This window comes from Acinetobacter nematophilus (assembly GCF_026344175.1).
Classification (GTDB): domain Bacteria; phylum Pseudomonadota; class Gammaproteobacteria; order Pseudomonadales; family Moraxellaceae; genus Acinetobacter; species Acinetobacter nematophilus.
The window spans coordinates 110595-136162 of record NZ_JAPKMY010000006.1; the positions used below are offsets into that span (position 1 = coordinate 110595).

Consider the following 25568-nt stretch of genomic DNA (forward strand, 5'->3'; position numbering starts at 1 on the left):
GTGATGGGGCGAAATTAAGTTTATTATTTTGACACAAAAACCCTCAAATCAACATTATTAGAACTAGCTTGATTAAACCAAGTATCTAAAAGCTGATAGGCTTGGACAGATTCTGGAGATGGGGTAATACCTTTTTGAAACTGATTAACAAAATGCTCTTTAGAAAAAGCATTTCCAACTACTATCCAAATCTCTTTATCTACAAGTGGATTTAATCTTCTTTCATCAATAATTTTAATTACATCATCTAAGTTATGATTTAAGTCAAATTTTTTATCAAACAAACGAATACGTGTATTTAAATGGATTTTATTTGGCTTACTACCACTTTTTCGAGGCCATTGCTGATTCAAATATGCAGTATTTGCATATTTTGATCTTCCCGAGTGAATTAACCAATGTAAGTTTTTTAATGCTTGTCCACCTACTTCACATATAGCGCCAGCAGATGAATAAGGTTGTACCTTCGCATCTCCACATTTGACATGAACGAAAACAACTTTTGAAGGAGATGAAAGAATAAAATCCGCAGGTTCAGTATCCATATCAGTGCATAAAATTAAATCAATGTCAGGGATATAAGAATAAAAATCACCTAGATCGGCAATGACATTAGATTTATGAATATTCGATAACTGATCAATCAAATAAAAAATTGAGTTCTGACCAAAATATGTCTGTGTTAAGTTTTCCTCATCTTTTTCATCTAAATCAATATGTTGCAAACATGACAAACTGATTAAATTTTTTACGATATTTGGATTTAATTTTTGTGTGTCAGTTGGAATTTGAACTTTATAAAAATTGCCATTCATATATGTAGTACCATTTTTATAAAGTAATATTACTGTATTACTATTAAATATTTCCTCTTTCTTCTTATAAATCCCATTACACATAAATTTAACGTTAGGATTCATAATGGGGATAAGATTCATTGTTTTATCAAAAGTAAATTTTATTAAAAAATTGGAATTCATACGAAAAATTTTATTATGATTAGTTGGACAATAGCCTGTTTGAAGCATCAATCCACTGTTATAATATTTTCGATAAATTATTTCATCATCAATTTTATATACTACATTCTCAATATGAATTTCTATATTTTCTAAATCTTTATTAGAAAAGTCCAATTGACATGCAATAGGGTCATCTGATGGAACTATATCAATAACCTGTGCAAATGAATTTAAGAAATTGCTTGTTGTTTTTTGATTAGAATTCAGGGCTAGATTAATAATATCTAACCAATCAATAAATTGTTGATAACTAAATGGTGGATGCTTTTGGTCGCAAATGCGTCCTGATGCAACACCTAAATAATAAGAACATTTAACTTTATCATCTTGTCCAACCCCTGAAACTACTGCGGTTGTTACAGCATAAGATGAATTAGATTGTGCTTGGTTTATTTTTTCTAAGTTTATCCCTTTAAGTAGCACCCCATCTGCTTTTAATGGACTATACTGTAATGCTCTCGTATTTGCCTGTTTAGTCACTACTGTATTATTACTACTTGATACTACTGAAAATAGTTTATCAACATCAATAGCACGTCCAATTTTTAGATCATCTCTAGCATTAAATTTTCTCCCCCGACTATCATAGATAGCTATAATATCATTTAGCTCTTTAACTATCATTATTTCTAACGATGGTTCAAAGAATAAGCTATCTTTTAAGAATTTTGAATTATTAAAACAAACTGCAGTGATTACACCAAGGTCTTCTGATATTTTACTTAAAGCTCCCTCTCTCATTAGCTCCCAATTCAATTTATCTAAACAGTCATAAATATTAAATCCATCCAACTTATAATAAAAACATACAGAAGCTAAGGGAATTTCTAAAGACTCCAAAGGATCAAATTGTTGGAAGTTAAACTTTTTACGATAACCTGATTCAAAGTAACTATGCTCAGGAAAAGCTTCCAAATAGCTTTCTATTAAACTAGACGTATTTAATGTATTTAAAAACCTTTTTGCTGACTGTGAATTTGAAATATATTCATCAAATTCCTGATAATTTTTCCATAGGTTCTTGTTATTCGTTCCATCAAACTCAATAACTGTCGGTTCATAATTATCATAAATGCGTACAACTCTCCCAATAGTCTGAACAAGCTCCTTACCACTCCCTACTGGATAAGTTAATATCAGTATTTTAGCTTCTGGTATATCAATGCCTTCATCTAATTTTCTTTGATGAATCAATACTTCATAATCTAATTCAGCTAATTTTGAAGGTACATCACTAAACCGATGTTCTAAATTCTTCTTTTCAAATTGTTGATGTATAGCTATCGTTTTGAATTTTTCACTAAAAATCTTAAAGTATTTTTCAATATCACTAAATTCTTTACATTTTATAATACATTTAGAATTAGGTTGATTCTTTTTAACTAAATCTAGTGTTGCAAATACTTCTTCTTCTCTGATTTTTTCAAACTTTGGAGAAACAATTACTTTATCCGAAATCGCAAATTTATATGTATAAATATAGCTATGATTTACATCTATATCAAAACTGAATAAATCATTTCTATAAGGGGTAGCAGTTATGATTACTTTTTTTGCCTTTAATTCCCTTACTGTAGCTCCCCATTTAGGTGAAGGTTCAGCATGCCCCTCATCAATAAGAATTAAATTAAAATTATTTTTTAATGCCTCAAGTTCATTTTCTTTTAACTTCATTAACATTTGAAAGGTAGTGCAATAAATTCCTTTTTCAGAAGGATCAGCTATATCTTTGAAAACTTTTTTTATTAAATATGGTTTTAAATTAGTTTTTTCAGATAATATCTTTTCAAAAAATTTACCTTTTAACTGTTTATATAGTTGATCACATACTGCGCGCCTATGAGTGATGATTAGAATCTTATCTAAACTAACATAATGTCCAACCGTACAGATTACTCCACTTTTACCTGCCCCAGTGGGTAAACTAACTAAACATGATCCAGTTGAGTGTGAGCGTATATATTTATCGATTACTTCAATACTTCTCTTTTGACAATTTCTCAAACCCGCTAAAATCTTTACATCAATTTGATTAATCATTATTTTCTCTTTTCTTTACCAAAATACAAAATGTTAATTTTTGTAATTCTACTCATTTTAAAGTAAATGTTAAATAAAAACCGCCCTGAAAGGCGGTTCTGTATGCACTATTTATTTTCAAGCCACAGGCGCTAACGTAAACAATACTTGTCCTGTTTTGACTGTCTGTCCTTTTTCGATGGTAATTGTTTCAACTTTCATTCGCTCGGGTGCAATGATTGGAATTTCAATTTTCATGGCTTCAATCACTGCAAGTGTCGCGCCTTGCTCCACAATGTCACCCGAAGCACATTCAATTTTCCAGATTGAACCAGGCATATGTGATTCAACTGCGCAACCACCTCGGGGAATAATGACCGCTTCTGCATCTTCAACAGCATCCAGACTTTCAGAAACATATTCTTGTAAACCAGCAGCATGCCAGCGACGACGTTCGGCTTCAAAATTGGTCTGTTGTGTGTGTTTAAATGCCTGGATACTGTCTTGATTTTCGGTTAAGAAATCATTGTATTGTTTAAGATTCAGCACGCCTTGTTCAATTCTAAGCTGTAAACGGCCTGCTTTAAAGTCCTCTCGCATTTTCAGCAGTTCAGACTCCGAAACTTCGTAAAATTTCACCTGATCGAAGAAACGCAATAGCCATGGCTTGCCCGCTTCAAAATTAGCATTCTGACGGTAACGGCTCCACATTTGGGTAGTACGCCCAACGAACTGATACCCACCCGGACCTTCCATACCATAGACACACATGTATGCGCCGCCGATCCCTACTGCATTTTCAGGTGTCCAAGTTCGAGCAGGATTATATTTGGTCGTGACCAAACGCTGACGTGGATCAAGTGGCGTTGCTACGGGCGCACCCAGATATACATCCCCTAAGCCCATCACCAAATAGTGCGCACTGTAGACCACATCCTTCACTGCCTGCTTGGACGGTAGGCCATTGATACGACGGATAAACTCGACGTTATCAGGACACCAAGGTGCATCTGGACGCACAATTTGGGTATAGCGTTCAGTCGCCAACTGCGTCTGTGAATCTTCCCAAGCCAAAGGTAAATAAACTGTTCTTGACGGAACTTGCATCTGATCAATATCGGTGAGTTCAGCTTCTGCACTTTGCAATTTTTTTAACAATTCAAGTTGATCAATTTGAATTGAATCAAAATGGATCTGTAAAGAACGAATACCCGGTGTAAGATCAATAATACCTCGAATTTCTTGTGCTTTTACCCATTGCATCAAAGCATGGATACGGAAACGTAAATTTAAGTCTAAAACCAGTTCACCATATTCAATCAGTAAATAACTGTTGCCTGCGGGTCTATAGCAGACACTCGGTGACTTGCCTCGCCCTTCTATTTTCGCAAGTACAGCATTGCTTAAAGTATCATGCTCAGGCTGAATCAGAGGATTAAAATTAACAGTCGCTGTGTCTGTATCGATTAAACTTTGATGATATTTTTGATCGAGAATTTTTGCCTGCGCATAACTTACAGGTATGAATTTTACTTTATCGCCTGCTTTTAATTGACCAATTTTCCAAAGTTCAGAATGAATCACGACTGCGGGACATACAAACCCGCCTAAACTTGGACCATCAGGTCCCAAGATAATTGGCATATCTCCAGTGAAGTCTATTGCACCGATTGCATAGGCGTTGTCATGGATATTGGAAGGATGTAAACCAGCTTCCCCTCCGTCTTCGCGTGCCCAATCAGGCTTTGGTCCAATCAGACGTACGCCGGTACGACTGGAGTTATAATGAATTTCAAAGATATTGGCAAAAAACTGATCAATATCCTGTTCAGTAAAGAAATCAGGAGCACCATGCGGACCGTACATCACGGCGATTTCCCAAGTTCGGCTAAAGCGTGGAATTTGATCTGTGGCTAAACACTTAGTGTCTTCAGAACAATGCTCTGTGATTGGAAGCATATCCCCAATCAATAAATTACGACCTGCATGTCCACCAAATTGACCTAAGCTAAAGGTTGCTTTTGAGCCTAGATACTCTGGAATGTCAAGTCCCCCTTTAATTCCAATATAGCTACGGCATCCGGTGCTAATCGTGCCACACTTCAAGACTTGAGATTTTTTAACATTGATGGTTTGCCACATCGGTACAGCGATGCCATCAAGTGTGGCCGCCATATCTCCACCCGTGATGACAATTTGACTATCACAATGAAACTTTAGGCTGGGGCCTTGTAGCGTGCATTCTAGGCCTGCTGTATTGTATGGATTTGCTAAAAGTTGGTTGGCAACATTTAGGCTTAAAGGATCAATTGCACCTGACGGTGGTACGCCCACATCCCAGTAGCCTAAACGCCCGGTGATATCTTGAATCGAAGTTTGAATACCTGATTGTAAAACTTCAATTTTTTGAGTTTTCCATTCGAAAGTATTCAAAAAGCGAGTGGTTTGCGTTCCTGATTGAAACACTTCCCCCCCAACAATATTCTGCAGATATTCCAAATTGGTTTCGATACCCGCGATTTGCGTGACTGCAAGACTGTCCTGCATTGCACGTATTGCTGAGTGCCGATCTGCTGCCGTGACAATAATTTTAGCCAGCATCGGATCATAAAATGAGGAAACATGAGAACCCGTTTCAACCCATGTTTCCACACGTGCCTCTGAATCAAATTGTACATGCGTCAACAGTCCTGCACTTGGCTGGAAGTGCTTAATCGGGTCTTCAGCATATAAACGTACTTGAATCGAATGCCCTTTCGAGACCAATCTTTCTTGAGGTGCAGACCAATCGCCACTGGCTAAAGTCACCATCCATTCGACCAGATCAACACCATAGACTTGTTCAGTTACCCCATGTTCGACTTGTAAACGTGTATTCACTTCCAAGAAATAGAATTGCGCTGTTTCAGTGTCCATGACAAATTCAACAGTCCCTGCCGAACGATAATTCACTGACTGCATGAGTTGAATTGCAATACTTTGAATATATTCACGCTGTTCAGCATTTAAATGGGGGGCTGGCGTTTCCTCAATGACTTTCTGGTTGCGGCGCTGTACAGAACAATCACGTTCTCCCAAAGCCAATACCTGTCCCGCACCATCACCAAAAATCTGTACTTCGATATGTCGCGCATGCTGCACAAACTTTTCCAAATACAAACCTGCGTCTTTAAAGTTGGCTTGAGCGAGATATGAAACTGTTTGAAAGGCTTCTTTGAGTTCAGCATCATTCCAAACCAAACGCATCCCAATCCCACCCCCACCTGCGGTGCTTTTCAGCATGACTGGATAACCGATGCGGGTAGCCTCGGTGATGGCTTCATTTTCATCAGCCAGCAAAGCACTTCCGGGCAATAATGGAACTTGACTTTGTATGGCAAGTTCACGTGCCGTATGCTTTAAACCAAAATCCCGCATTTGACTGGATGTTGGACCAATAAAAGCAATTCCCTGTTTTTCACAAAGATCACAAAACTCCGCATTTTCAGATAAAAATCCATATCCCGGATGAATTGCCTCAGCACCTGTCTGCTTTGCAATCTCCAGAATTTTTTCAATATTCAAATAGCTCTGTTGTGCAGGTGCTGCACCAATACAAAATGCTTCATCGGCCAAGGTCACATGTAAAGAATCTTGATCGGCTTCGGAGTAAACAGCAACGGAAGCGATGCCTAATTTTTTCAGTGTGCGTATGACACGGCAAGCAATTGCACCACGGTTGGCAATGAGAACTTTTTTAAACATGATTAAGCCTCCGTACCAGCATGGACAATCAGTTGAATTTTCGTTGGGTTATAGCCATTACATGGATTATTTAATTGAGGGCAATTTGAAATCAGTACAATCAGATCCATTTCCGCTTTAACTTCAACATATTTTCCTGGTGCGGAAATACCATCAGCAAAAGTCAGATGACCTTCCGAGCTCACAGGCACATTCATAAAGAAGTTGATATTTGGGCCAATATGCCGAACATTGAGCTGGTGTTTTTGTGCGATCGGATGCTTGGCCAATGCATACATAAAATTATTGCGGCAACTGTGCATAGGGTAAGTTTCATGTGCATAACGTACCGTATTACTTTCACATGAACATGCACCGCCCAAGGTATCATGCCGACCACAGTTGTCATCATGAATCACGGCAATCGCACGACCGAGATTGCTATATAAAGGGGTGCCTTTTTCTAAATATATATGTTGGTTGATGGCCAAAGTATCAGTTGCACTATACCGCTCAACGGGGTTTTCTGCGGATATGAACAAAGTATCTACGGCTTGATTGCCTTCCAAATCAACAATCCGAAAGTACTGTCCTTTTTTAATTTCACCCATCCACGCCTCACCAGCAAGGCACACTTCATCCACAAGTACTTGGTCTAACACTCGATGCTCGATTGAACTGAATACGGTCATGATTGTTGCCCCTTTATATGTTGATGTTATGTGATGAATGGCGTGCAAAATAACGGTCATTGTTGTTGAATGCGCGTTGATTTTGTGGACAAGAATCCCGGCAGATATCATGCTCAGACAAGGGCAAGGCAGTAAAAAGACTCAAAGCAATATCCGCTGGAGCATAATCTGTTGAATGATCTAAAGCATGTGGTGCTGCGGATAAAAATACCCAGCTATCCATTTCGAAACGCAGCTGAATGCTTTGATCCTGATTGTCCGAAGCAACATAACTCAACGCACCTGTTTGATCTGGACTCACTTTTGAAAATAAGTTAATCGTGGCAGTTAAATCAATTTGCCCCAATGAATACTTGCTCATTTCAATCAGCAAACCATCTAAACCATTTTGATACATCTGGTTTCGGGCATCTTGAAAACCTTTGGTTCCAAAAGTGCGCTGAATTTGTTCAGGTCGACTTGGACCACATAACACATCATTCCAGCCATGATCATCCTGAACAATTGATGCCATAACTCGTCCCAAATCAGAATATAAAACATGACCTTGTGTTAAATATGCAGTATGTTGCCCTTTTAAACTGTCAGGCATATTGAAGCGTTCAAGTCTGTCATTGGAATTGACACAGAACAAAGAGACATTGGCATTTTTAGCTAAAGCTTTAAGTTGCAGTACGGTTCCTTTTGGAATGCGACCTGACCAGTGATGCCCACCCGGTAATTTTTCAGACCAAATCTCATTCTGATCATGATAATTTGTCGTATTCATAGCCACTCCTGTTCGGATAGTTGATTGACTTCCTCCCGGGCTTTTATCCCTCCGTGTAGTTCTTGCGAACCGCGAACTCTCGGTCCAGTCATATTTGCATTGCACAAATATCGGAACCCTAGATCACTTTTTATAGAGCTTAGGAATGCAAAGGCTATGCCAATTCAGTATTACGATTTTCAGCTTCTGTCATACTTTTTTTTGAACGATATGAGTGCGTTTTGTGCTTATTAAAAAAATGAAGCGCCATGAATGGTCAAAAACAGTTTTATTTAGATGGGTAATGCCATAGATAAATGCATTCTAAAAAAGCATCCAGTCATAGCTCCGCTGATTCAAGAAATCAAATGCAAACGATGAATTATAATTTCTTTGCAAATTTATATTCATTTTCAATATTTATAATTGAATGGTCAGCGTGTTTCTAAGTCTGATCAAAGATGGGGTTTGCTTTGACAAGTTGAATAATCTTGTTCAATCCGAAAACATTTCTTAGAAATCATCACTGAAAGAATGTTTCCTCATGGCGGTACAAATTGTTTTTTTAGCTTTGCAAATTCAGGCACTGCTGCATAGCTTATATAGCAAGCTATAACCAGGTTTATAGAGAAATGGTCATATTCATTGTAGCAACCTGATCCATTTTACGAGCAATCAGGTCTAACCATATCTAAGTCTCTAATAATCTGAAGCAACCATAATTTAAATCAATCAGTAATAGCTTGCTCTTTTCTTTGAAAATTTATCCAGTTGCTTGAGAAAGCCATCAAAATAATCTTTTTCTTTTTCTTCAATGCGATAGCCTGCATATAAAGTACGGCGTAAACCTTCAGGTGCAACACAATCTAGACGTCGAGACACCACCCAACCTTTTTGCTCATATTCATTTACTACCCAATCTGGCAAAGCAGCAATACCATGACCGCTGGCAACCAGCTGGATCAACATTTGTGTCAGATCTGTAGTCCGAATATGTTTAGGCTGAATGTTGGCAGGAATAAACAGTCTGGACATGATATCAAGACGATGCTTATCTACAGGATAGGTCACCAGAGTTTCTTCTGCGAGTTCCTGAACCGTAATTTCCTTCATACGTACCAATGGATGCGTCTGGGACAAAACCAAACGTGATTCATATTCAAAAATTGGGAAATATTCGATGCCTTTCAGTGCGATTGGATCGGCCGTAATTAACAGGTCAAACTCACCGGTTTGCAATAATTCATGCGGATTTGCTTCAAAGCCAGAAGCAAAGTCTAAGTCTACATCGGGATATTGTTGACGGTATTGATTTAACAACGGCATGAGCCAGTCAAAACAACTGTGACACTCAGAAGAAAAAACAATTCGCCCAGTTTGCCCATGGACGATACGGGTAATATCAGATTGAGTAATTTGTACTTGAGGCAAAATATCATCTGCCAATTTCAACAATCGCTGTCCTACATTGGAAAAACTGACCGGTCTTGAACGGCGATTGACCACTTCAACACCAAACCATTGATCAAGCTCTCGGAGTTGATGCGACAATGCCGATGGAGTTAGACACAGATCTCCTGCGGCTGCTACCAATGAACCATGCTCACGCAGAGCAGTCAGTGTTTTTAGATGTCGAAGTTCTAACATTCAATGATTACCAGATGAGTTTGTGACGCGGACCATTCGCTATAGCATAACTGATTCACTGCCTTTATGTTTAATTATTTTCACCTAATGATCAATATAATTATTTTTTTTCACTTTAAATCAGACGAAATGGTTTAGTACAAAAATATATTTTTATTTCAAAGTGCATTAACATTAAATTAAACCACTGATATCAGAGTTAAAATCTGCAACCTGAAATATTCAATAGAAAATCGTTCAGCTTAACCTGAAAACATTTCACCTAATCGCAATCCCACATCACATAAAAACTTTTACAATATTCAATCCATCACTTTTTATATTGTTCAACATGACACTGGAACGAAAAAAACTCGAATTACCTCAAGGGCACGATAAATTGTTGCTTCATTCATGCTGTGCGCCGTGTTCAGGTGAAGTGATGGAAAGCTTAATTGAATCAGACATTGATTTTTCGATCTTTTTTTATAATCCGAATATTCATCCAGTCAAAGAATATCTGATACGGAAAGAAGAAAATATTCGTTTTGCCGAGAAACACAATATTGAATTTATCGACTGCGATTATGATACAGACAATTGGTTTGCCCGCGCCAAAGGCATGGAAAATGAACCTGAAAAAGGCATACGCTGTACCATGTGTTTTGATATGCGTTTCGAGCGTACGGTCCTGTATGCCTATGAACATGGTTTTCGCTTAATCAGCAGTTCCTTGGGGATATCCCGTTGGAAAGACATGCAGCAGATCAATGGCTGCGGAATTCGAGCCGCAGCACATTATCCTGAAATTGAATATTGGGATTATAACTGGCGCAAAAATGGCGGCGCACATCGCATGATTGAAATCAGCAAACGAGAAGAATTTTATCAGCAGGAATACTGTGGCTGTGTATATTCACTACGTGATACCAATCGCTGGCGAATGAAAAATGGTCGTGATCGAATTAAATTAGGTGAAAAATTTTACAGCAATGCTATGGTGAATGAGGACTAAATTCGATTACTCGGCCTGATACCAATTTTTCCAAGAACTGGTTCCTCGCACGTCTATCGGTACCGTTGGAATCAGTTGTTTTTTTAACAGTTGAATTTGATCTACATCATACGCTAGACGTGATTTGACCGAATGAATGCACTCCCTGTCGCCAAACTCACAGCGATCTAAATCAGTACCGCCGCAAGGTCCGTTGGCGAGTCCTTTGGGACAGGTTTCCGGGCAAATATACAACGTTTCAGCCAGACGGCATTGTCCACAGCTTTCACAGCCCAGCAAATAATGTTTACTTAAATATTCAGCCTGCAAAAGTACTTTGTTAGCCACTTTTATGTTCCAAAAACTTGCATTAAAAATATAACGACCCACCCCTTTTACAAAGCTAGACTGAAACATGGCACGATGAATCAAGTCTAAAAACTGATATTTCACCTTTTTATTCAATGGTGATTTCATGCGTTTAACCACAACGCTTGGTCGAAGTTGCTTCCCATCAGTCAACTGCCATAATTGATTCCACAGCATCTCACATTGGGACAAATTCAGATCACGATATTGTTCAATATACTGTTCTAGATACATTTGCTCATCTGCTTTATGGCATGCCGAAAGATGTACACCGGCAAAACCCAAATGCTGGCAAATTAGAATTTGCAAAGCGCAGCGTTTATACGCATTTTCCGAGCACTGATCGACCTGATCCTGAGCTAAAACCTCAAGCATATGTGGAGTGATGACGATGCCAGCAACTTTATGCTTCACCATAAATTGTGCGCGCGCTAAAGTCAGCGGCATCACACAAGCAAGAATTTTTTGAGTATATTTTTCTTGAGCTAAAAAATTTTGTGCCTGTTTTAAAGCAGAGAGGTCAAAGCCCAATTGAGTAATGATGTAGTCTGCACCTGCATTTAATTTTTTATGTAGTTTTAGATACTGTGCTTGTTGTTCTGCTTGGGTATATTTAAATGGATTGAAAGCCACCCCAATATGGAAACCACCGTATTTTTGAGCCGCCATAACCGCATTGACCGATTCCAAATAACGGGTTCTGGGATGTTGCCCCTGCCCATCATGGTGTTTCTTTAGCTTGTCACCTGTCAACAATAAGAGATCTCTTAATCCGACTGCATCCGCCTGTTTTAAAAATAGATTAAAATCATTAATATCTCTTCCCTTACCCGCATAATGCAAAACTTTTTCAATATGATCCGGATAGGCTTGTGCAGCGATCAAGGGTTCAATATCTTCATCAGAACGAACACGATCGGACAAGGTCATACAAGCTGGAAAACCAGCCAAAGTTTCCCTTACAGGCAGTACTTGGTTTTTTGTAGGCAGATACTCGACCAAGCAACAAAATTGATTTTGCACAAAATATTGGGAAAGCTGAGACATAAAATACAAATTTAAAAGCTAAAAGAACAACAAAATTAAGTCAGAATTATAGATTGTTTTGCATCAAATTACTGTGCTTAAACACAATTTTATCGGGCATGCAGTCTTTTAAATGGGCTGTTTATAAATTGAAAGCGACCATACTAAAAATTTCCGATCAGACTCTTTGTAAAATTTTAGTTTTTTATACGTTCTGCTAAAACTTGTTTAAGCACGTTTGTTCCGTTGATTGCAGAGGGAAAGCCTGAGTAAACTGACATTAAAAGCATAATTTCCTTGATCTCCGTTTCACTTAGTCCAACATTCAAACCTGCATGGATATGAAAGTTGAGTTGGGGTTGTGCTGTTCCTAAAGCCGTTAATGCCGCAATCGTCGCAATTTGTCTGTACCGCTTGCTTAAATTATCCCTTGAGAAAATATCAGCATATCCATATTCAAGAGTAAACTTGAGCAATTCGGGAGAGAATTCAGCATAAGCTGTTTTTAGCCGATCAACTTGCTGACTATCCAACTGTGATAATTCATGCTCTCCTAATTTCAATCGATCAATATGACTACTTTTGCTTGCTGTTCTGCCTATTTCATCATAAATTCCCTGTTTTTTTCTTTCTGCTAAAACGTCTTTGAGCATATTCATTGCATTGATGCTGCTTGGAAAACCTGAATATACAGACATTTGTAAAATGACTTCCTTAAGCTCATTAACAGTACTTCCCGTATTCAATGCCCCATTGATGTGTACTTTTAATTGTGGCTGCGCATTCCCCATTGCCGTCAAGGCAGCAACCACTGCGATTTCTCTGGACTTTAGGTCAAGTTCCGTTCTGGAATAAACATCACCAAATGCATATTCAATAATATATGTCCCCAAATCAGGTGAAATATCTTTTAAACTTTGAATGACTTTTTCACCGGCTTCACCATCAATTTCTTTGAGTTTTTCCCAACCTCTTTCATATCGACTTAATTGCATTTCATTTTTAATAGAGGGGCTAAAATCTGGCAATGGATTCTTAGTCACCATCGTCTCTCCTTTCGTTTGATAATCTAATGGATCGTGAATATATGGATGACCATCCCTATTTAAATTGCTTGTATGCATGGCTGGTACAGGCACAGCCCATGCAATTCCAATCAAGTAAGCGGTCAAAACCACTGTATGTTTAAAGCACATCTTTTTCTCTTTGCTCTGTTTATAAATTTATGATGTCAATCAGTTAGATAATTCTCAAATCAATAAAGCCAGAGGGTATGAAACTAAATGGAAATGCTGGATTTTCAATACTGATTATTTTTAGAAGGCTATTTTTATATGTTTGCTTCAAGAAGTCTTATCATTGTATAAAATTAACACAGAAATATGCATTTTATTTAAAAGGTGTTTGTAGAAATTATTATTATTGTAACATTTTATACCCCTCCAAAGGTCTCAAAGCAATAAATCAACAGTCAAACAAAGACAGCAGCACGTCTTTTGACAAAGCTGAATAGTTTTAAGTATTGATTATTTTTCCTTGATCCATATAAAGCACTTGCGCATTTAAATAAGCCAACTCATCGGCGTGATGTGTCACATAAATCATCGGCAATTGAGTCTGGGTTTTTACCCGATCAAGAAAAGGTAAAATTTGCTGTTTTAAGCGTTGGTCCAAACCTGTTAAAGGTTCATCCAGTAATAATAAATCTGGAGAAGACAACAATGCTCGTCCAATTGAAACACGTTGCGCCTCGCCACCAGAAAGTTGATGTGCATGACGTTTGAGTAAGCTCCTCAGTTCCAATAAATCCACAATCTGCTCAAAAGCAAATTTTTTATCGAGATCAGTGCGTAAATGTTCGGCATATTTTAAATTCTGTTGTACATTCATATGTGGAAATAACCATGCCTTTTGAAAAACCAAAGCAATACGGCGCTCATGCATCGGGACACGAATTTTTTTCTGATCATCAAATAATACCTGTTGATTCAGTAATATTGAGCCTTGGCTCGGATGTAATAGCCCCATGATATTTTTAAGTAAGGTTGATTTGCCACATCCTGAGGCTCCCATCACCCCCAGTAATTGTTGTTTCATGTGCAACTGTACGTGTAGATTCAAGTCAGCATATTGAAACTGAAAATCACATTGCAGCATCTTTGCCTCCTAGTTTTCGCTGATATTTCTGCAAAATATAATAATTTGCGATCAGTGCAGAGAAAGCGATCAACAAAGACAGTCCTACCAGACGCATGGCAGCCTGCTCACCATCAGGTTGTTGAATCAAGGAGTAAATTGCGATTGGAATAGTGCGTGTTTCATCTGGAATATTACCCACGAAAGTAATGGTTGCACCAAATTCCCCCAAGCTACGGCTAAAACATAAAATACTCCCGATTAAAATACCCGGTATCGCCAAAGGTAAACTAATACTACGAAATACTTTGAATGGACTGGCACCTAGAGAGCCTGCCACCTGTTCCAACTGTCGATTGATCATTTGAAAAGACAAACGAATCGGTTGCACCATAAGTGGAAAAGCCACCACCATCGATGCCAAGACTGCACCTTTCCAATCAAAAGCCATTTGAATGCCGAACTGACTAAGATATTGACCAATCCAACCCTGTGCACCAAATAAGATTAAAAGCAAATAACCTAAAACAACTGGAGGTAAGACCATTGGCATTTGCAGGAATGCTTCAACAACAAACTTCAATTTAAAGTCATAACGCGCCAGTATCCAACCCAGCATTACAGCAAAAGGCAGGCAAAATAAGGTTGCAAAAGTTGCAACCTTTGCCGATAAATACAACGCACTCCACTCTCCAGGGCTTAACATATTCGATGGCCTTAAAGTGTAAATCCATATTGAAGCAGTATTTTTTTGGCTTGCGGATTTTGCTTTAGGTATTGATTAAATTTGACCGCAGATGGATTATTTTGCCCCTGTTGAGTCAAAGCAATCGGATAGACAATGGGTTGATGACTATTGCTTGGAAAAACACCTGAAATTTTGACTTTTTTACTGATCAATGCATCTGTTTTATAGACAATTCCAACTTGGCATTCGCCGCGTTCAACAAATGCTAACGCTGAACGAACATCGTCCGTACCAACAATTCGACCATTCAAACTATTGAGCCAATTCAACTTAATTAAGCTTTGTTTGGCATATTTACCTGCGGGCACAGATTCCATTTGTCCCGTACACAACCGACCTTGAAAGGATTGCGCAAAATTGAACTGTGGCACAGCTTTAAATTGCTGTTTACTTTGAACTGGGCTGATTAAGACCAACTGATTAAACAGAAAGGGCTTCACTTGGTTGTGTTGAATTTTTTGCTTTTGTACCAAGTAATTCATCCAATCCTGATCGGCAGGCAAGAAAATATCACTGGGTGCACCTGCTTCAATCTGTTTTGCCAGTGCTGATGATGCACCAAACACAGGCACGATTTTAATCTCTGGATTTTGCTTTTCATATACTTTGGCAATATCTGTGACAGCATTGGTTAAACTCGCTGCCGAGTAGATTTTCACCATTTCAGCATGTGACAGTGTCGAAAACACAGTGAAAGTAAATGTGAAATTGATCAGTGTACGCATTTTTTTACTCTCTTGGTTTTAAATGAATAACACAGATAGAATCTGCCCTTTGTGTATATCTTGCTCTGCGGGAACACGTACAATACAGTTGGCATTGAAAAGATTACTGAGCATATGCGATTGTTGTTTGGCTAAACTTTTTAAACTTAAGTGACCTTGCTCAAAGACAGCACTCATTCTTAAGAATCGCTCACGTGTATCGGGTTTAAGTGTGTGGCTGATGATACCGTTTAGCCATTGAGGCTGTATTTTTTGCCCTTGCAGGGCATTAAGCAAAGTTGAAACATAGATTTGCATACCGATATAGACCGCAGCAGGGTTTCCCGGCAATCCTAATAAATAACATTGCTTTTGGTCTTTTCGCTGATATTTGGCAAATAACATCGGTTTGCCAGGTTTTTGTTTGACTTTCCAAAAAATTTGCTCAAAACCCAGCTTGAGTGCAACAGGTCGAACAAAGTCATAGTCTCCCACTGAAACACCACCTGTACTTAGGATGACATCATATTGATCTTTGAGATCGTCAAATAAATTCAGAACTTGCTGCTGTTGATCATTCACATGAATCAAATCTATGCATTGATTCTGAGTTTGAAACCATGCCTGAATCAAAGGTCCATTCGCATCAAAAATTTTACCTGAGTTTAAACACTCAACGGCCTCAGCAACTTCGTCCCCTGTAATCACCACAGCAATTTTAGGGTATTTAAAGACCTTCAATTGTTTCACTCCTGCCATACTCAATGCAGCAATACCTCCCGTATTCAGCTTCTGACCAGCAGGCGCAAGCAATTGACCCTGTGTCAGTTCTTCACCCGCATCTCGAATATCAGCATGTAGTTTTAGTTTTTCATTGATTCTAATTTCTTGTGTACTAAGCACTTCTACAATTTCCTGACGGGCAACTGTCGTAGTTCCTATCGGTATTTGACTTCCTGTGAATATTCGTAGGGCCTGTCCTTGTAACAGTTTCACATCGACTGTTTGCCCTGCACGCACCTCACCCACCACTTCAAACTGAGCCCCTGCTTCGATCGGTTCTTGACTTGCTAATGCATAACCATCAACAGCACTTTGCGAAAAAAGAGGTAAATCAATCGTTGAAAAAACATCATCTGCAAGGTATCGATTAAGCGCTTGGCTCAGCGGTAAAACTTCTGTGTCCAAACCATGAGTATGCGTCAAAATAAGTGCTAAAGCTTGATCAATAGAAATTAAGCCTTTTTCTCCACCACAACCATGACTGACTTCTTGTTGAGTCATTGATAGCCTCCTGCATGTGGAATGTTCTTTTGTACATCAAAGAGATGAACCAAAGCTGGTAAAATCGCAATCAATGATTCTTGCGCACCTTGTCTACTTCCCGGCAAGGTGATGACCAAGCTTTTTTCAATATAGCCAGCAACCCCACGACTCAAAGCAGCATAAGGTGTACGGCGCTGACCAAAGCTACGTGAAGCTTCCATCAAACCGGGAATTTCACGCTGAAGTAAGGGTTGAATGGTTTCTACAGTGAGATCTTTTGGCCCTAATCCTGTCCCTCCCACTGTTAGAATCAGTGGGTATTGATTTTTTTGCTGTTCAATTAAAGCCAATAATTGCTCCGGTGAATCAGGAATCACTTGATAGTCAATTCCCACAAAATTGGCTTCTTCAAGGATCTCCAATACATTTTGCCCAGCAGTATCTGGTTTTTTACCTGAAGCAACCGTATCGGATAAAACAATAATTGAAGCTGCCAAAGGTTGCTTCAGTACCCGAGTAAAGTGCGATTTCCCACCTTTTTTCTTTTGTAATTTGCATTGATCTAGACATAAATCTTCGGGTTCACAGTGCGGTTTCAACATATCGTACAAAGTTAACCCTGCCAAACTCACTGCTGTTAATGCTTCCATCTCTACGCCAGTTGGACCAATTGTTTCAACTGTCGCAATAATCACCACATGAGTTTCATTTAACTCGTATTCCACATCTGCACGATAGATCGGCAAAGGATGGCACAGTGGAATTAACTCATCAGTACGTTTAGCTGCCAAAATTCCTGCAATACGGGCAGTTTTTAATGCATCACCTTTCTCAGTATTGCCATTTCTCAACAGTTCGATGCAATGCGAAGGCGCATGTAATATTCCTGTTGCAACCGCGGTACGGTAGCTTTCTGCTTTCATCCCCACATTTTTCATGACATCTTCCTTCTACTGCGAAAATTTTCCAAGGCAAATCGTGCTGTGTTGAATATGCTTTTACATATGCCATTGATAAATGGTTGGTTCACATGACTTGTTCAGTACAGCGTGTTGCTCTGTATCTTGCTGATGTTTGTGAGGACCAAGCTTAAGATGGTCAGATTCAGCTGCATGGTGTTGATGTTCACAGTGCTGTTGCATGGAAGCTTCTCTCTGTGAAACTTGACTTGTTCCTACATAGTCCCTGCGGATACAACAGCCTGCAACATATTGACTGCTACCATCTTGATAAAACTCTTCTTTCCACACAGGAACCTCATGTTTTACCCGTTCTACAGCCTCTTCACATGCAGCAAAAGCTTCTCGACGGTGTGCTGCATAGGCCACTGCAATAATGGCTTTTTCACCAATATCCAAAGTCCCAATACGGTGAATCACGCGGACATAAGACACTGCAAACTGTTGTTGGATCTGTTGTTCAATTTGTCGGATCATTTTTTCAGAAACAGGCGCATATGCAGTATATTTTAACGACTTGACCGCTTTTCCTTCATGATGATTTCGCACAGTTCCAATAAAAAAACCAATTCCACCACATTCAGGAAAGTCTTGAATAGAATCAAAAATATCTTGGGTAAGTGCTGAGTCTTGAATTCTATTGAATTGTTTTAGGCTATGTTGAGATATATGCATATCAACCTCCAGCAACTGGAGACAGTAAAACCACGATACTGTCTGATTCTAATAAAGTCTGACGTGGAATGATGTCTTCACCGATCGCACAGGCACAGCGATCAAGCAATGATTCTGCCTCCGGATAACTGCGTATTAGGTCATCTAAAACGTCAGAGATTGTCATTCCAGATTTGGATTGCAGGCTTAAATTTGCAGGTAATAAACGTTCAATCGCACCAAAACATTCAATTTTAATCTCAATTGTTTGTGATGATTGTTTTGAATCGTGCTCTATTGCTGTTTTTGAAAAAACGGGAGAATTCAACATATTAGCCTCCAATCATATACATACTGATTTTTCGAGATTGGGTATGAGCTGACTTTGCTTCTTGAGCAATCTCATGAAAGCCTCTTTTTTTCTGCCAAATATAATCACTTAAAGTCTGTTGTAACTGTAAATTAGCTTGAGAATTCGATGTTTGAGCAGCAAATGAAAAGCGTTGGGGCAATCTAGTTTGTTCTTCAAAAGCGATGGACTGCGCCGTCAGTGTTTGAGCTAAATGTGTGTGTTGTAATGCTTTAATCTGTGCTTTGAGCGAAATGCCTTGGGGGGCAAATAAACAATGAAAAAAATCGCCTTGAGCTGTCAGACGCACACGATCACAAGTGCCACAAAATGAATGAGTGATGGTTGAAATAATCCCAATCGGATAACCATTAATTAAATATTGTCGAGCAGGCTCAGAGGATTGCCCCTGTTGTAAGCTGACCTCAAAATCCTGCTTTAATTGCGCTAAGATATATTGCTCACTGACAACATCTGCTTGTGTCCAATGTCCTGCACCGTCTAAAGGCATAAACTCTATAAAACGCACGATGCAATGATTTTGAATCGACCAATGTGCCAAAGGTAAAATTTGATCTTCATTTTGACCTTTGATGAGTACCGCATTGATCTTTATTTTTAAGCCGACCTGTTGTGCGGCTCGAATTCCTTCAAGTACAGGAAACAATTCTTTTTTGGTCAAATCTTTAAATTGGCTGGGTTGCAAACTGTCTAGACTGATATTTAAATCATCAAGCCCTGCTTGTTTTAACTGCGCTGCATATTGTTTCAGGTAATAAGCATTACTGGTCATCGAAACTCTTTTTAGGCCCAACTTCTTCAATTTTTGTAAATCTTGAATGAAATGTACGACACCTTGCCGCATCAGCGGTTCTCCACCTGTGATACGAATATGCTCGATTCCACGCTGCACCATAAACTCGCAAAAAACATACAGCTCTTCAAAACTGAGTAAATCATGTTTTTTGATCCACTCAGGATGTTCAGGCATGCAATAAACACACTTAAAATTACAGCGATCAGTCACTGAAATTCGAAGCTTTCGCTTGATGCGACCATGTTGGTCGATAAAAGCAGTATTCTGTTTATGTGGTGTCATTGCATTCATACACACATCCCTTGAAGCACTGTTTAAGTTCAAAATGTTTTTAAACTTGAAATTTGCACTATTTTCTTAAGTTTAAATTTGCAAAAAGTGTTCCAACTTTGATCATTTCAAAGCAAACTTAAAATAAAATCACCGTTATTGTTTTTTATTAAAAATTAACCCCATGATTTAAAACAATAATCTATTTTTTAATACAACAGTTTTAACTGGCGATATTGCTGTAGCTCATCTAAAGAATTAATACTGTGAAAAAATAGTGCATGATTTTCAAAAGCTGCCTTTTGAGCGTGCAAATCACTAAAACACTGTTTTAAACTGCGCTGTCCCTGTTCAAGATGAGTGCGTATCATGGCGAATGCACTACGCTTTAACAGACAGAATGGATATAACGCTTTGCCATTAATCTCAACATAAGCCACCTCTGCCAAAGGGACACGTGCTAAAGCCCGATGTAATTTTTCAATCACCTGTACTGGAACAAATGTCACATCGCAGGGCACAAACAACACATAGTCGGATTTCACATAAGACCACGCACTTTTCATTCCCATGAGAGGCCCTAAAAAGCCATTTTCATCATCTTGATAACAATAAATATTGGGGATCAGTTTTTGATAAATCGAATAATCACGATGACTGTTAACCCAAACTTGTGCAACTTGATGCTTCAGTTGTTGATGGATTTTTAGCAACTGAATTTGATCATCAAACTTTTGCAAAAGCTTATTTATTCCATTCATGCGTCTTGCTTGACCACCCGCAAGGATCACCAAATCAGTTTGAGGGTATGTCAACAGCTTTGTTGTTATTGCGCTATTTTTTTTCATTCTATTGCCTCCGCTTGACAGGCTTTAATCAGTCCACGTATCTCAGGTAGACAGGAACCACAGTTACCACCTGCTTTTAGGCATGCAGTGACTTGTTTTTCATGCTGGATGTTTTTTTCTTTAATGGTGGCAATAATTCGATTTTTACCCACTTTAAAACAACTGCAAACCAGTGGACCATCACTGTTTGCTATGGACATGGCCTGTCCTGCCAAAAGTGCTTTTCGGTGCATTGCGCTGAGTCGTTCACGCTTAAATAAACTGGCAACCCAGTCCCGATCAGGTAATAAAGCTTTCGGTGCGATATATAAGCTCGCAATCAGGCGACCATCTTTTAAGACTACACTATGACTCATATGTGCGGTTTGATCTTCTAAATTCAGCCATTCAAAGCTTTCATCTTGAAAAGGTAAAAGCTGCTTTAAATGCTGGGTAATTTGCTCAAAACGACGCCGATCTGCCAATTCATAACGTATCGCCTGTGTGGTTTTAATTTTGGTCCACCAAACTGTACTTTCAATACTGTTTTGAACCAGATGTTCATAACCCACTCGTACATAAAACACGCCTTGCCATTGTGTATAGAATGGTTGAATCATCACTGGAGTATGCTTGAATTCAGGCTCTCCTGAGATCGCATCAACCACAGGGTTGACCACTTTTCCAATCCGTGCATCGGATGCAAACTGATCATTCCAATGGATTGGGGAAAAAATCTGTCCACGGCGAATGTCTTCACTCAATACCGCTCTTAATACACATAAACCCCATGCGGATTTGATCTCAACCAGTTCACCGTCCTTCACTCCGTATTTCAGTGCATCATTGGGGTGGATTTCGCAAAAAGGTTCTGCCTTATGGCTAGACAAATTTGCAGAAAGACCGGTGCGAGTCATGGTATGCCACTGATCGCGAATCCGCCCTGTATTGAGAATTAAAGGATATTCATGTGTCGTTGAATGCACTGGATCAATCGCAGTTGTGGCAACAAATTTGGCATGTGCATTGGTATGGCTGAATTGCCCAGATGAAAACAATTGAGCCACATCTTGCTGACGTTCCAAATCCAATACAGGCCACTGTACTGGTGCAAGCGCTTGATATTGCTGAAATGAAAGACCAGTTAAACCTGCCAAATTAAAATATCGAAATGTGTCAGTCTCTGAACGAGATGACATTCTTTCATTTTGATAAGCGGATAACTGTGCATGTTCTTTAAAAATTTCATGAGAATTTTCAAACTCAAAACCTGTAAAACCCATTTTTTTTGCTACTTGCGACACAGACCACCAATCTGCTTTTGCCTGTTCAGGTGCTGATAAAAAGGCCCGTTGTCTTGAAATACGCCGTTCAGAATTGGTCACTGTTCCATCTTTTTCTCCCCAACCCAAAGCGGGTAAAAGTACATCCGCAAATGCTGTAGTGTCGGTGTCTTTACATATATCGGATACCACCACAAACTCACATTGAGTTAAAGCACGTTTAACCTGATCTGCGTTGGGTAAACTCACCACTGGATTGGTCGCCATAATCCAAATGGCTTTAATTTTTCCTTGTTCAACTGCCTCAAATAAATCTACTGCTTTTAAACCCATGTGTTGAGCAATTGTTGGACTGTTCCAAAATGTTTGCACCAATTGTTGATGGTGAGGATTCTCCAAATCCAGATGTGCGGCCAACATATTGGCAAGCCCGCCCACCTCACGCCCACCCATGGCATTTGGTTGTCCCGTCATCGAAAATGGCGCTGCACCTAACTTTCCAATTTTTCCAGTCAACAGATGACAATTGATGATGCTATTGGCTTTATCCACACCTCGGGAGGACTGATTAACGCCCATTGAAAAAAGCGTCATCACTTTTTCAGTGTGTGCAAATTTTTCAAAAAAAAGCTTTAATTTTTCCTGTGAAATCGCTGTTTTTCTGGCAACATTTTCTAAGTTTGCTTCCGTTTCAGCACTTTGTAATGCTTCGCTCAATCCTTGTGTATGGGCATTCACAAATGCTTTATCGGTATAGTCATGTTGATATAAATATTGCAGTAGCCCATTAAACAGCGCAACATCTTGTCCAATTTGAATCGGTAAATGCAAGTCTGCAGCTTCACATGTTGCGGTAAACCGTGGATCAATGACCACCACAAATAAATCATCTTGTTGCTGTTGCCTACGCTCTTTGGCTTGCATGATGCGTTGGTACAATACAGGATGACACCATGCTGTATTTGATCCAACCAAGACCACCATGTCAGTATGTTCAAAATCCTCATAGCTAGCCGGAACCAAGTCTTCTCCGAAAGCACGTTTATGTGCCGCAACAGCCGAAGACATGCATAACCTTGAGTTGGTGTCGATGTTGGCTGTACCTAAGTAGCCTTTTACAAATTTGTTGACCACATAATAGTCTTCAGTCAACAACTGTCCTGAAACATAAAATGCGATACTTTCGGGTCCATATTGATCGATATAGTGTTGAAATTTATTGGCTATTAAATCAGTTGCGCTATCCCAATCTGTGACATGTCGTTGACGATGACGTCCAAGCATCGGATGTAAAACACGTGTTTCCAGACCCACGGTATCAGCAAGATTGCTGCCTTTGATACACAGTTTTCCATAATTGGATGGATGATTGATATCACCTGTAACAGAGAGCTTTTGCCCAAATGCAGTTGCTTCCACTGTTGCACTGACACCGCAACCTACACCGCAATAAGGACATGTGGTGTGTGTGGTTTTGATCTTGGTTTCTGTGGAGCTATGCAGTTCCACGACAGGGATACTATTCATTTCTGCGGTGCTCCTTATTTTGTGCATTGAATTAAAATTTAAAAAAATTTCAATCTCCCGACTCTCTCGATCACCGCAACACAAGTTGGCCAATACTAGAGAAATTAAACGCCATATTGAGCTCATTTAAAGCACGTAAGTTCAACTGAATATGACGGAGGGAAATATAAGAATGAATAAACTCAGCCTGCTTTTTTCAATGCAAAATCTCGACCAAATAGCAACTTATTGCGAATCACTGAAATCGGCGTTTGATCAGCAATCAATTCTGCATACCATGCACCGTCTTCTGTATCTCCAAATAACACCGCACCCACAACATGGTCTTTTTGAATAATAATGCGTTTATAGATTTGTCGTTTTTCATCATTCAACACAATATCTTCAAAGCCTTCATTCTCTTGGTTATTTTCGATATCAACACGTCCAGCGGAGAAAACATCACAACCACTGACTTTTAGTTGAGTGGGAACAGTGGGTGCTTTAAACGTCAAACTGCCATGCTCTGCCAAATGTGATGCACAGATAAAAGCTTGCCCCCACAGTGGTTCAACCAAACCAAAAGTCTGCTGGCGATGTTCAATACACTCACCTACAGCATATATACTCGGGTCATAGGTTTGCATAGTGTCATTGACCAACACACCACGATTGCAACGCAATCCTGCACTTTGTGCCAAAGCCATATTTGGGCGAATACCAACGGCAAAAATAACCACATCGGCATCCAATACCGTGCCATCCTTTAAGCGCACTTGACTGACATGACCCTCCTCACCCAACAGTTCTTCTGTATTGGCTTGCGTGATAATCGAAATACCTTTTTGCTCGATTGCTGTTTGCAACATTTGACTGGCTTTGGCATCCAATTGACGGTCCATAATACGATCCATCAAGTGCAAAACTGTGACATTCATGCCACGTTGTTTTAATCCATAAGCAGCTTCCAAGCCCAATAAACCACCACCAATCACCACTGCATTACGTTTGGACTGACAATATTCCAGCATCTTGTTGACATCATAGATGTCACGGAAACTCAATACTCCTTTGAGATCAGAACCTTGAACAGGGGGGATAAATGGCTTAGAACCTGTGGCTAGAATTAAACGGTCATAATCCACCATTAAACCTTTTTCGGTATAGATCTGCTTACGAGGACGATCTATACGCACGGCTGGATCACCTGCGATGAAACGGATATTTTTATCGGCATACCATGCATGTGGGTGTAACATGATGTCTTCTATTGTTTTATCTCCCGATAAAACAGGTGACAGCATAATTCGGTTATAGTTCCCCCATGGTTCTTCACCAATCACCGTAACCTCGTAGCGCTCAGGTGCCATATCCAACAGATCTTCCAAACAACGCATCCCAGCTAAACCGTTACCAATCAAAACCAGCTTCATCTTTTCCTGAGTCATACCATTGTTGGTGATATAGGTTTTTTGTGGCGTTGGGCTAATCCAGACCCGACCATTTTCGATCTTGCTTGGGAAGACCAATAATTTTTGGTCTTTGTCCTCTAAACAACGCCCTGTGGCTAAACTAAAATGTTGTTTATAGATGGGGGAAGCGACGACACGTTCGCCTTGAAGATCACCAATAATTCCACGTGACATCACAAATGCTTGGCTAAATGGATCTTGGTTACTGAGCGCATATACTCGCTTTTCATTTCCTATACGAAAAATCGCAACTTGTTGCTCATCCAACAGAGCACCGACACCTGTATTGGGCGTGATGTCGTCCAAAGCACAGATATCTAACCAGTCTAATTCATTCATTTCTTTTAAAATTGTCATC

The 25568-nt window shown here is 39.3% G+C and carries 19 protein-coding genes and 1 riboswitch; of the genes, 1 reads left to right on the forward strand and 18 read right to left on the reverse strand.

Features of this window, described 5'->3' with window-relative positions:
- Positions 1-23: 23 nt before the first annotated feature.
- From OSH00_RS12600 to OSH00_RS12620, 5 genes are all read right to left on the reverse strand, one after another.
- Positions 24-3062, reverse strand: coding sequence for a DEAD/DEAH box helicase (locus OSH00_RS12600; RefSeq protein ID WP_266130692.1), 3039 nt, complete (start codon positions 3060-3062; stop codon positions 24-26).
- A gap of 117 nt (positions 3063-3179) precedes the next feature.
- Positions 3180-6785 (reverse strand): urea carboxylase, encoded by a 3606-nt coding sequence (gene uca / locus OSH00_RS12605; RefSeq protein WP_266130693.1) that lies wholly within the window; start codon positions 6783-6785, stop codon positions 3180-3182.
- A 2-nt stretch (positions 6786-6787) separates the two neighbouring features.
- Positions 6788-7456: an urea amidolyase associated protein UAAP2 gene (locus OSH00_RS12610; protein ID WP_266130694.1), complete on the reverse strand. Its 669-nt coding sequence runs from the start codon at positions 7454-7456 to the stop codon at positions 6788-6790.
- A gap of 13 nt (positions 7457-7469) precedes the next feature.
- Positions 7470-8225 (reverse strand): urea amidolyase associated protein UAAP1, encoded by a 756-nt coding sequence (locus OSH00_RS12615; protein WP_266130695.1) that lies wholly within the window; start codon positions 8223-8225, stop codon positions 7470-7472.
- 30 nt (positions 8226-8255) lie between these two features.
- Positions 8256-8358, reverse strand: a riboswitch (guanidine-I (ykkC/yxkD leader).
- Positions 8359-8936: 578 nt separating this feature from the next.
- Positions 8937-9851, reverse strand: coding sequence for a LysR family transcriptional regulator (locus OSH00_RS12620; protein ID WP_004828965.1), 915 nt, complete (start codon positions 9849-9851; stop codon positions 8937-8939).
- 331 nt (positions 9852-10182) lie between these two features.
- Between OSH00_RS12620 and OSH00_RS12625 the strand changes: the two genes are divergently transcribed.
- Positions 10183-10845 carry an epoxyqueuosine reductase QueH gene (locus OSH00_RS12625; RefSeq protein WP_266130696.1) on the forward strand — a complete coding sequence of 221 codons (663 nt, stop codon included), beginning with the start codon at positions 10183-10185 and terminating at the stop codon, positions 10843-10845.
- Positions 10846-10851: 6 nt separating this feature from the next.
- Here the strand turns inward: OSH00_RS12625 and OSH00_RS12630 are convergent, their stop codons facing one another.
- The 13 genes from OSH00_RS12630 to nirD form a co-directional block, all read right to left on the reverse strand.
- A complete protein-coding gene (locus OSH00_RS12630) occupies positions 10852-12240 on the reverse strand; it encodes a methylenetetrahydrofolate reductase C-terminal domain-containing protein (protein WP_266130697.1) in 1389 nt (462 codons plus the stop codon).
- A 176-nt stretch (positions 12241-12416) separates the two neighbouring features.
- Positions 12417-13415, reverse strand: coding sequence for a carboxymuconolactone decarboxylase family protein (locus tag OSH00_RS12635; RefSeq protein ID WP_266130698.1), 999 nt, complete (start codon positions 13413-13415; stop codon positions 12417-12419).
- A gap of 319 nt (positions 13416-13734) precedes the next feature.
- Entirely contained in the window at positions 13735-14376 is a 642-nt protein-coding gene (locus tag OSH00_RS12640) for an ATP-binding cassette domain-containing protein (protein ID WP_266130699.1), read from the reverse strand.
- On the reverse strand, positions 14363-15061 hold the full coding sequence (gene modB / locus OSH00_RS12645) for a molybdate ABC transporter permease subunit (protein ID WP_266130700.1): 699 nt from the start codon (positions 15059-15061) through the stop codon (positions 14363-14365). Before modB ends, OSH00_RS12640 begins: the two co-directional genes overlap by 14 nt.
- Before the next feature lie 11 nt (positions 15062-15072).
- Positions 15073-15828 (reverse strand): molybdate ABC transporter substrate-binding protein, encoded by a 756-nt coding sequence (modA, locus tag OSH00_RS12650; RefSeq protein WP_266130701.1) that lies wholly within the window; start codon positions 15826-15828, stop codon positions 15073-15075.
- 18 nt (positions 15829-15846) lie between these two features.
- On the reverse strand, positions 15847-17091 hold the full coding sequence (locus OSH00_RS12655) for a molybdopterin molybdotransferase MoeA (RefSeq protein WP_266130702.1): 1245 nt from the start codon (positions 17089-17091) through the stop codon (positions 15847-15849).
- Entirely contained in the window at positions 17088-18011 is a 924-nt protein-coding gene (gene moaCB / locus OSH00_RS12660; protein ID WP_266130703.1) for a bifunctional molybdenum cofactor biosynthesis protein MoaC/MoaB, read from the reverse strand. Before moaCB ends, OSH00_RS12655 begins: the two co-directional genes overlap by 4 nt.
- A 60-nt stretch (positions 18012-18071) precedes the next feature.
- Positions 18072-18707: a molybdenum cofactor biosynthesis protein MoaE gene (locus OSH00_RS12665; protein ID WP_266130704.1), complete on the reverse strand. Its 636-nt coding sequence runs from the start codon at positions 18705-18707 to the stop codon at positions 18072-18074.
- A 1-nt stretch (position 18708) separates the two neighbouring features.
- Positions 18709-19017 (reverse strand): MoaD/ThiS family protein, encoded by a 309-nt coding sequence (locus tag OSH00_RS12670; RefSeq protein WP_266130705.1) that lies wholly within the window; start codon positions 19015-19017, stop codon positions 18709-18711.
- A 1-nt stretch (position 19018) separates the two neighbouring features.
- Positions 19019-20143 carry a GTP 3',8-cyclase MoaA gene (gene moaA / locus OSH00_RS12675; RefSeq protein ID WP_266130706.1) on the reverse strand — a complete coding sequence of 375 codons (1125 nt, stop codon included), beginning with the start codon at positions 20141-20143 and terminating at the stop codon, positions 19019-19021.
- Positions 20144-20331: 188 nt separating this feature from the next.
- Entirely contained in the window at positions 20332-20970 is a 639-nt protein-coding gene (gene mobA, locus OSH00_RS12680; protein ID WP_266130707.1) for a molybdenum cofactor guanylyltransferase, read from the reverse strand.
- On the reverse strand, positions 20967-23759 hold the full coding sequence (locus tag OSH00_RS12685; RefSeq protein WP_266130708.1) for a nitrate reductase: 2793 nt from the start codon (positions 23757-23759) through the stop codon (positions 20967-20969). The genes mobA and OSH00_RS12685 overlap by 4 nt, the downstream gene beginning before the upstream one ends.
- Before the next feature lie 182 nt (positions 23760-23941).
- Positions 23942-25567, reverse strand: a complete 1626-nt coding sequence (gene nirD, locus OSH00_RS12690) for a nitrite reductase small subunit NirD (RefSeq protein ID WP_266130709.1) — start codon at positions 25565-25567, stop codon at positions 23942-23944.
- Between the last annotated feature and the right edge of the window lies 1 nt (position 25568).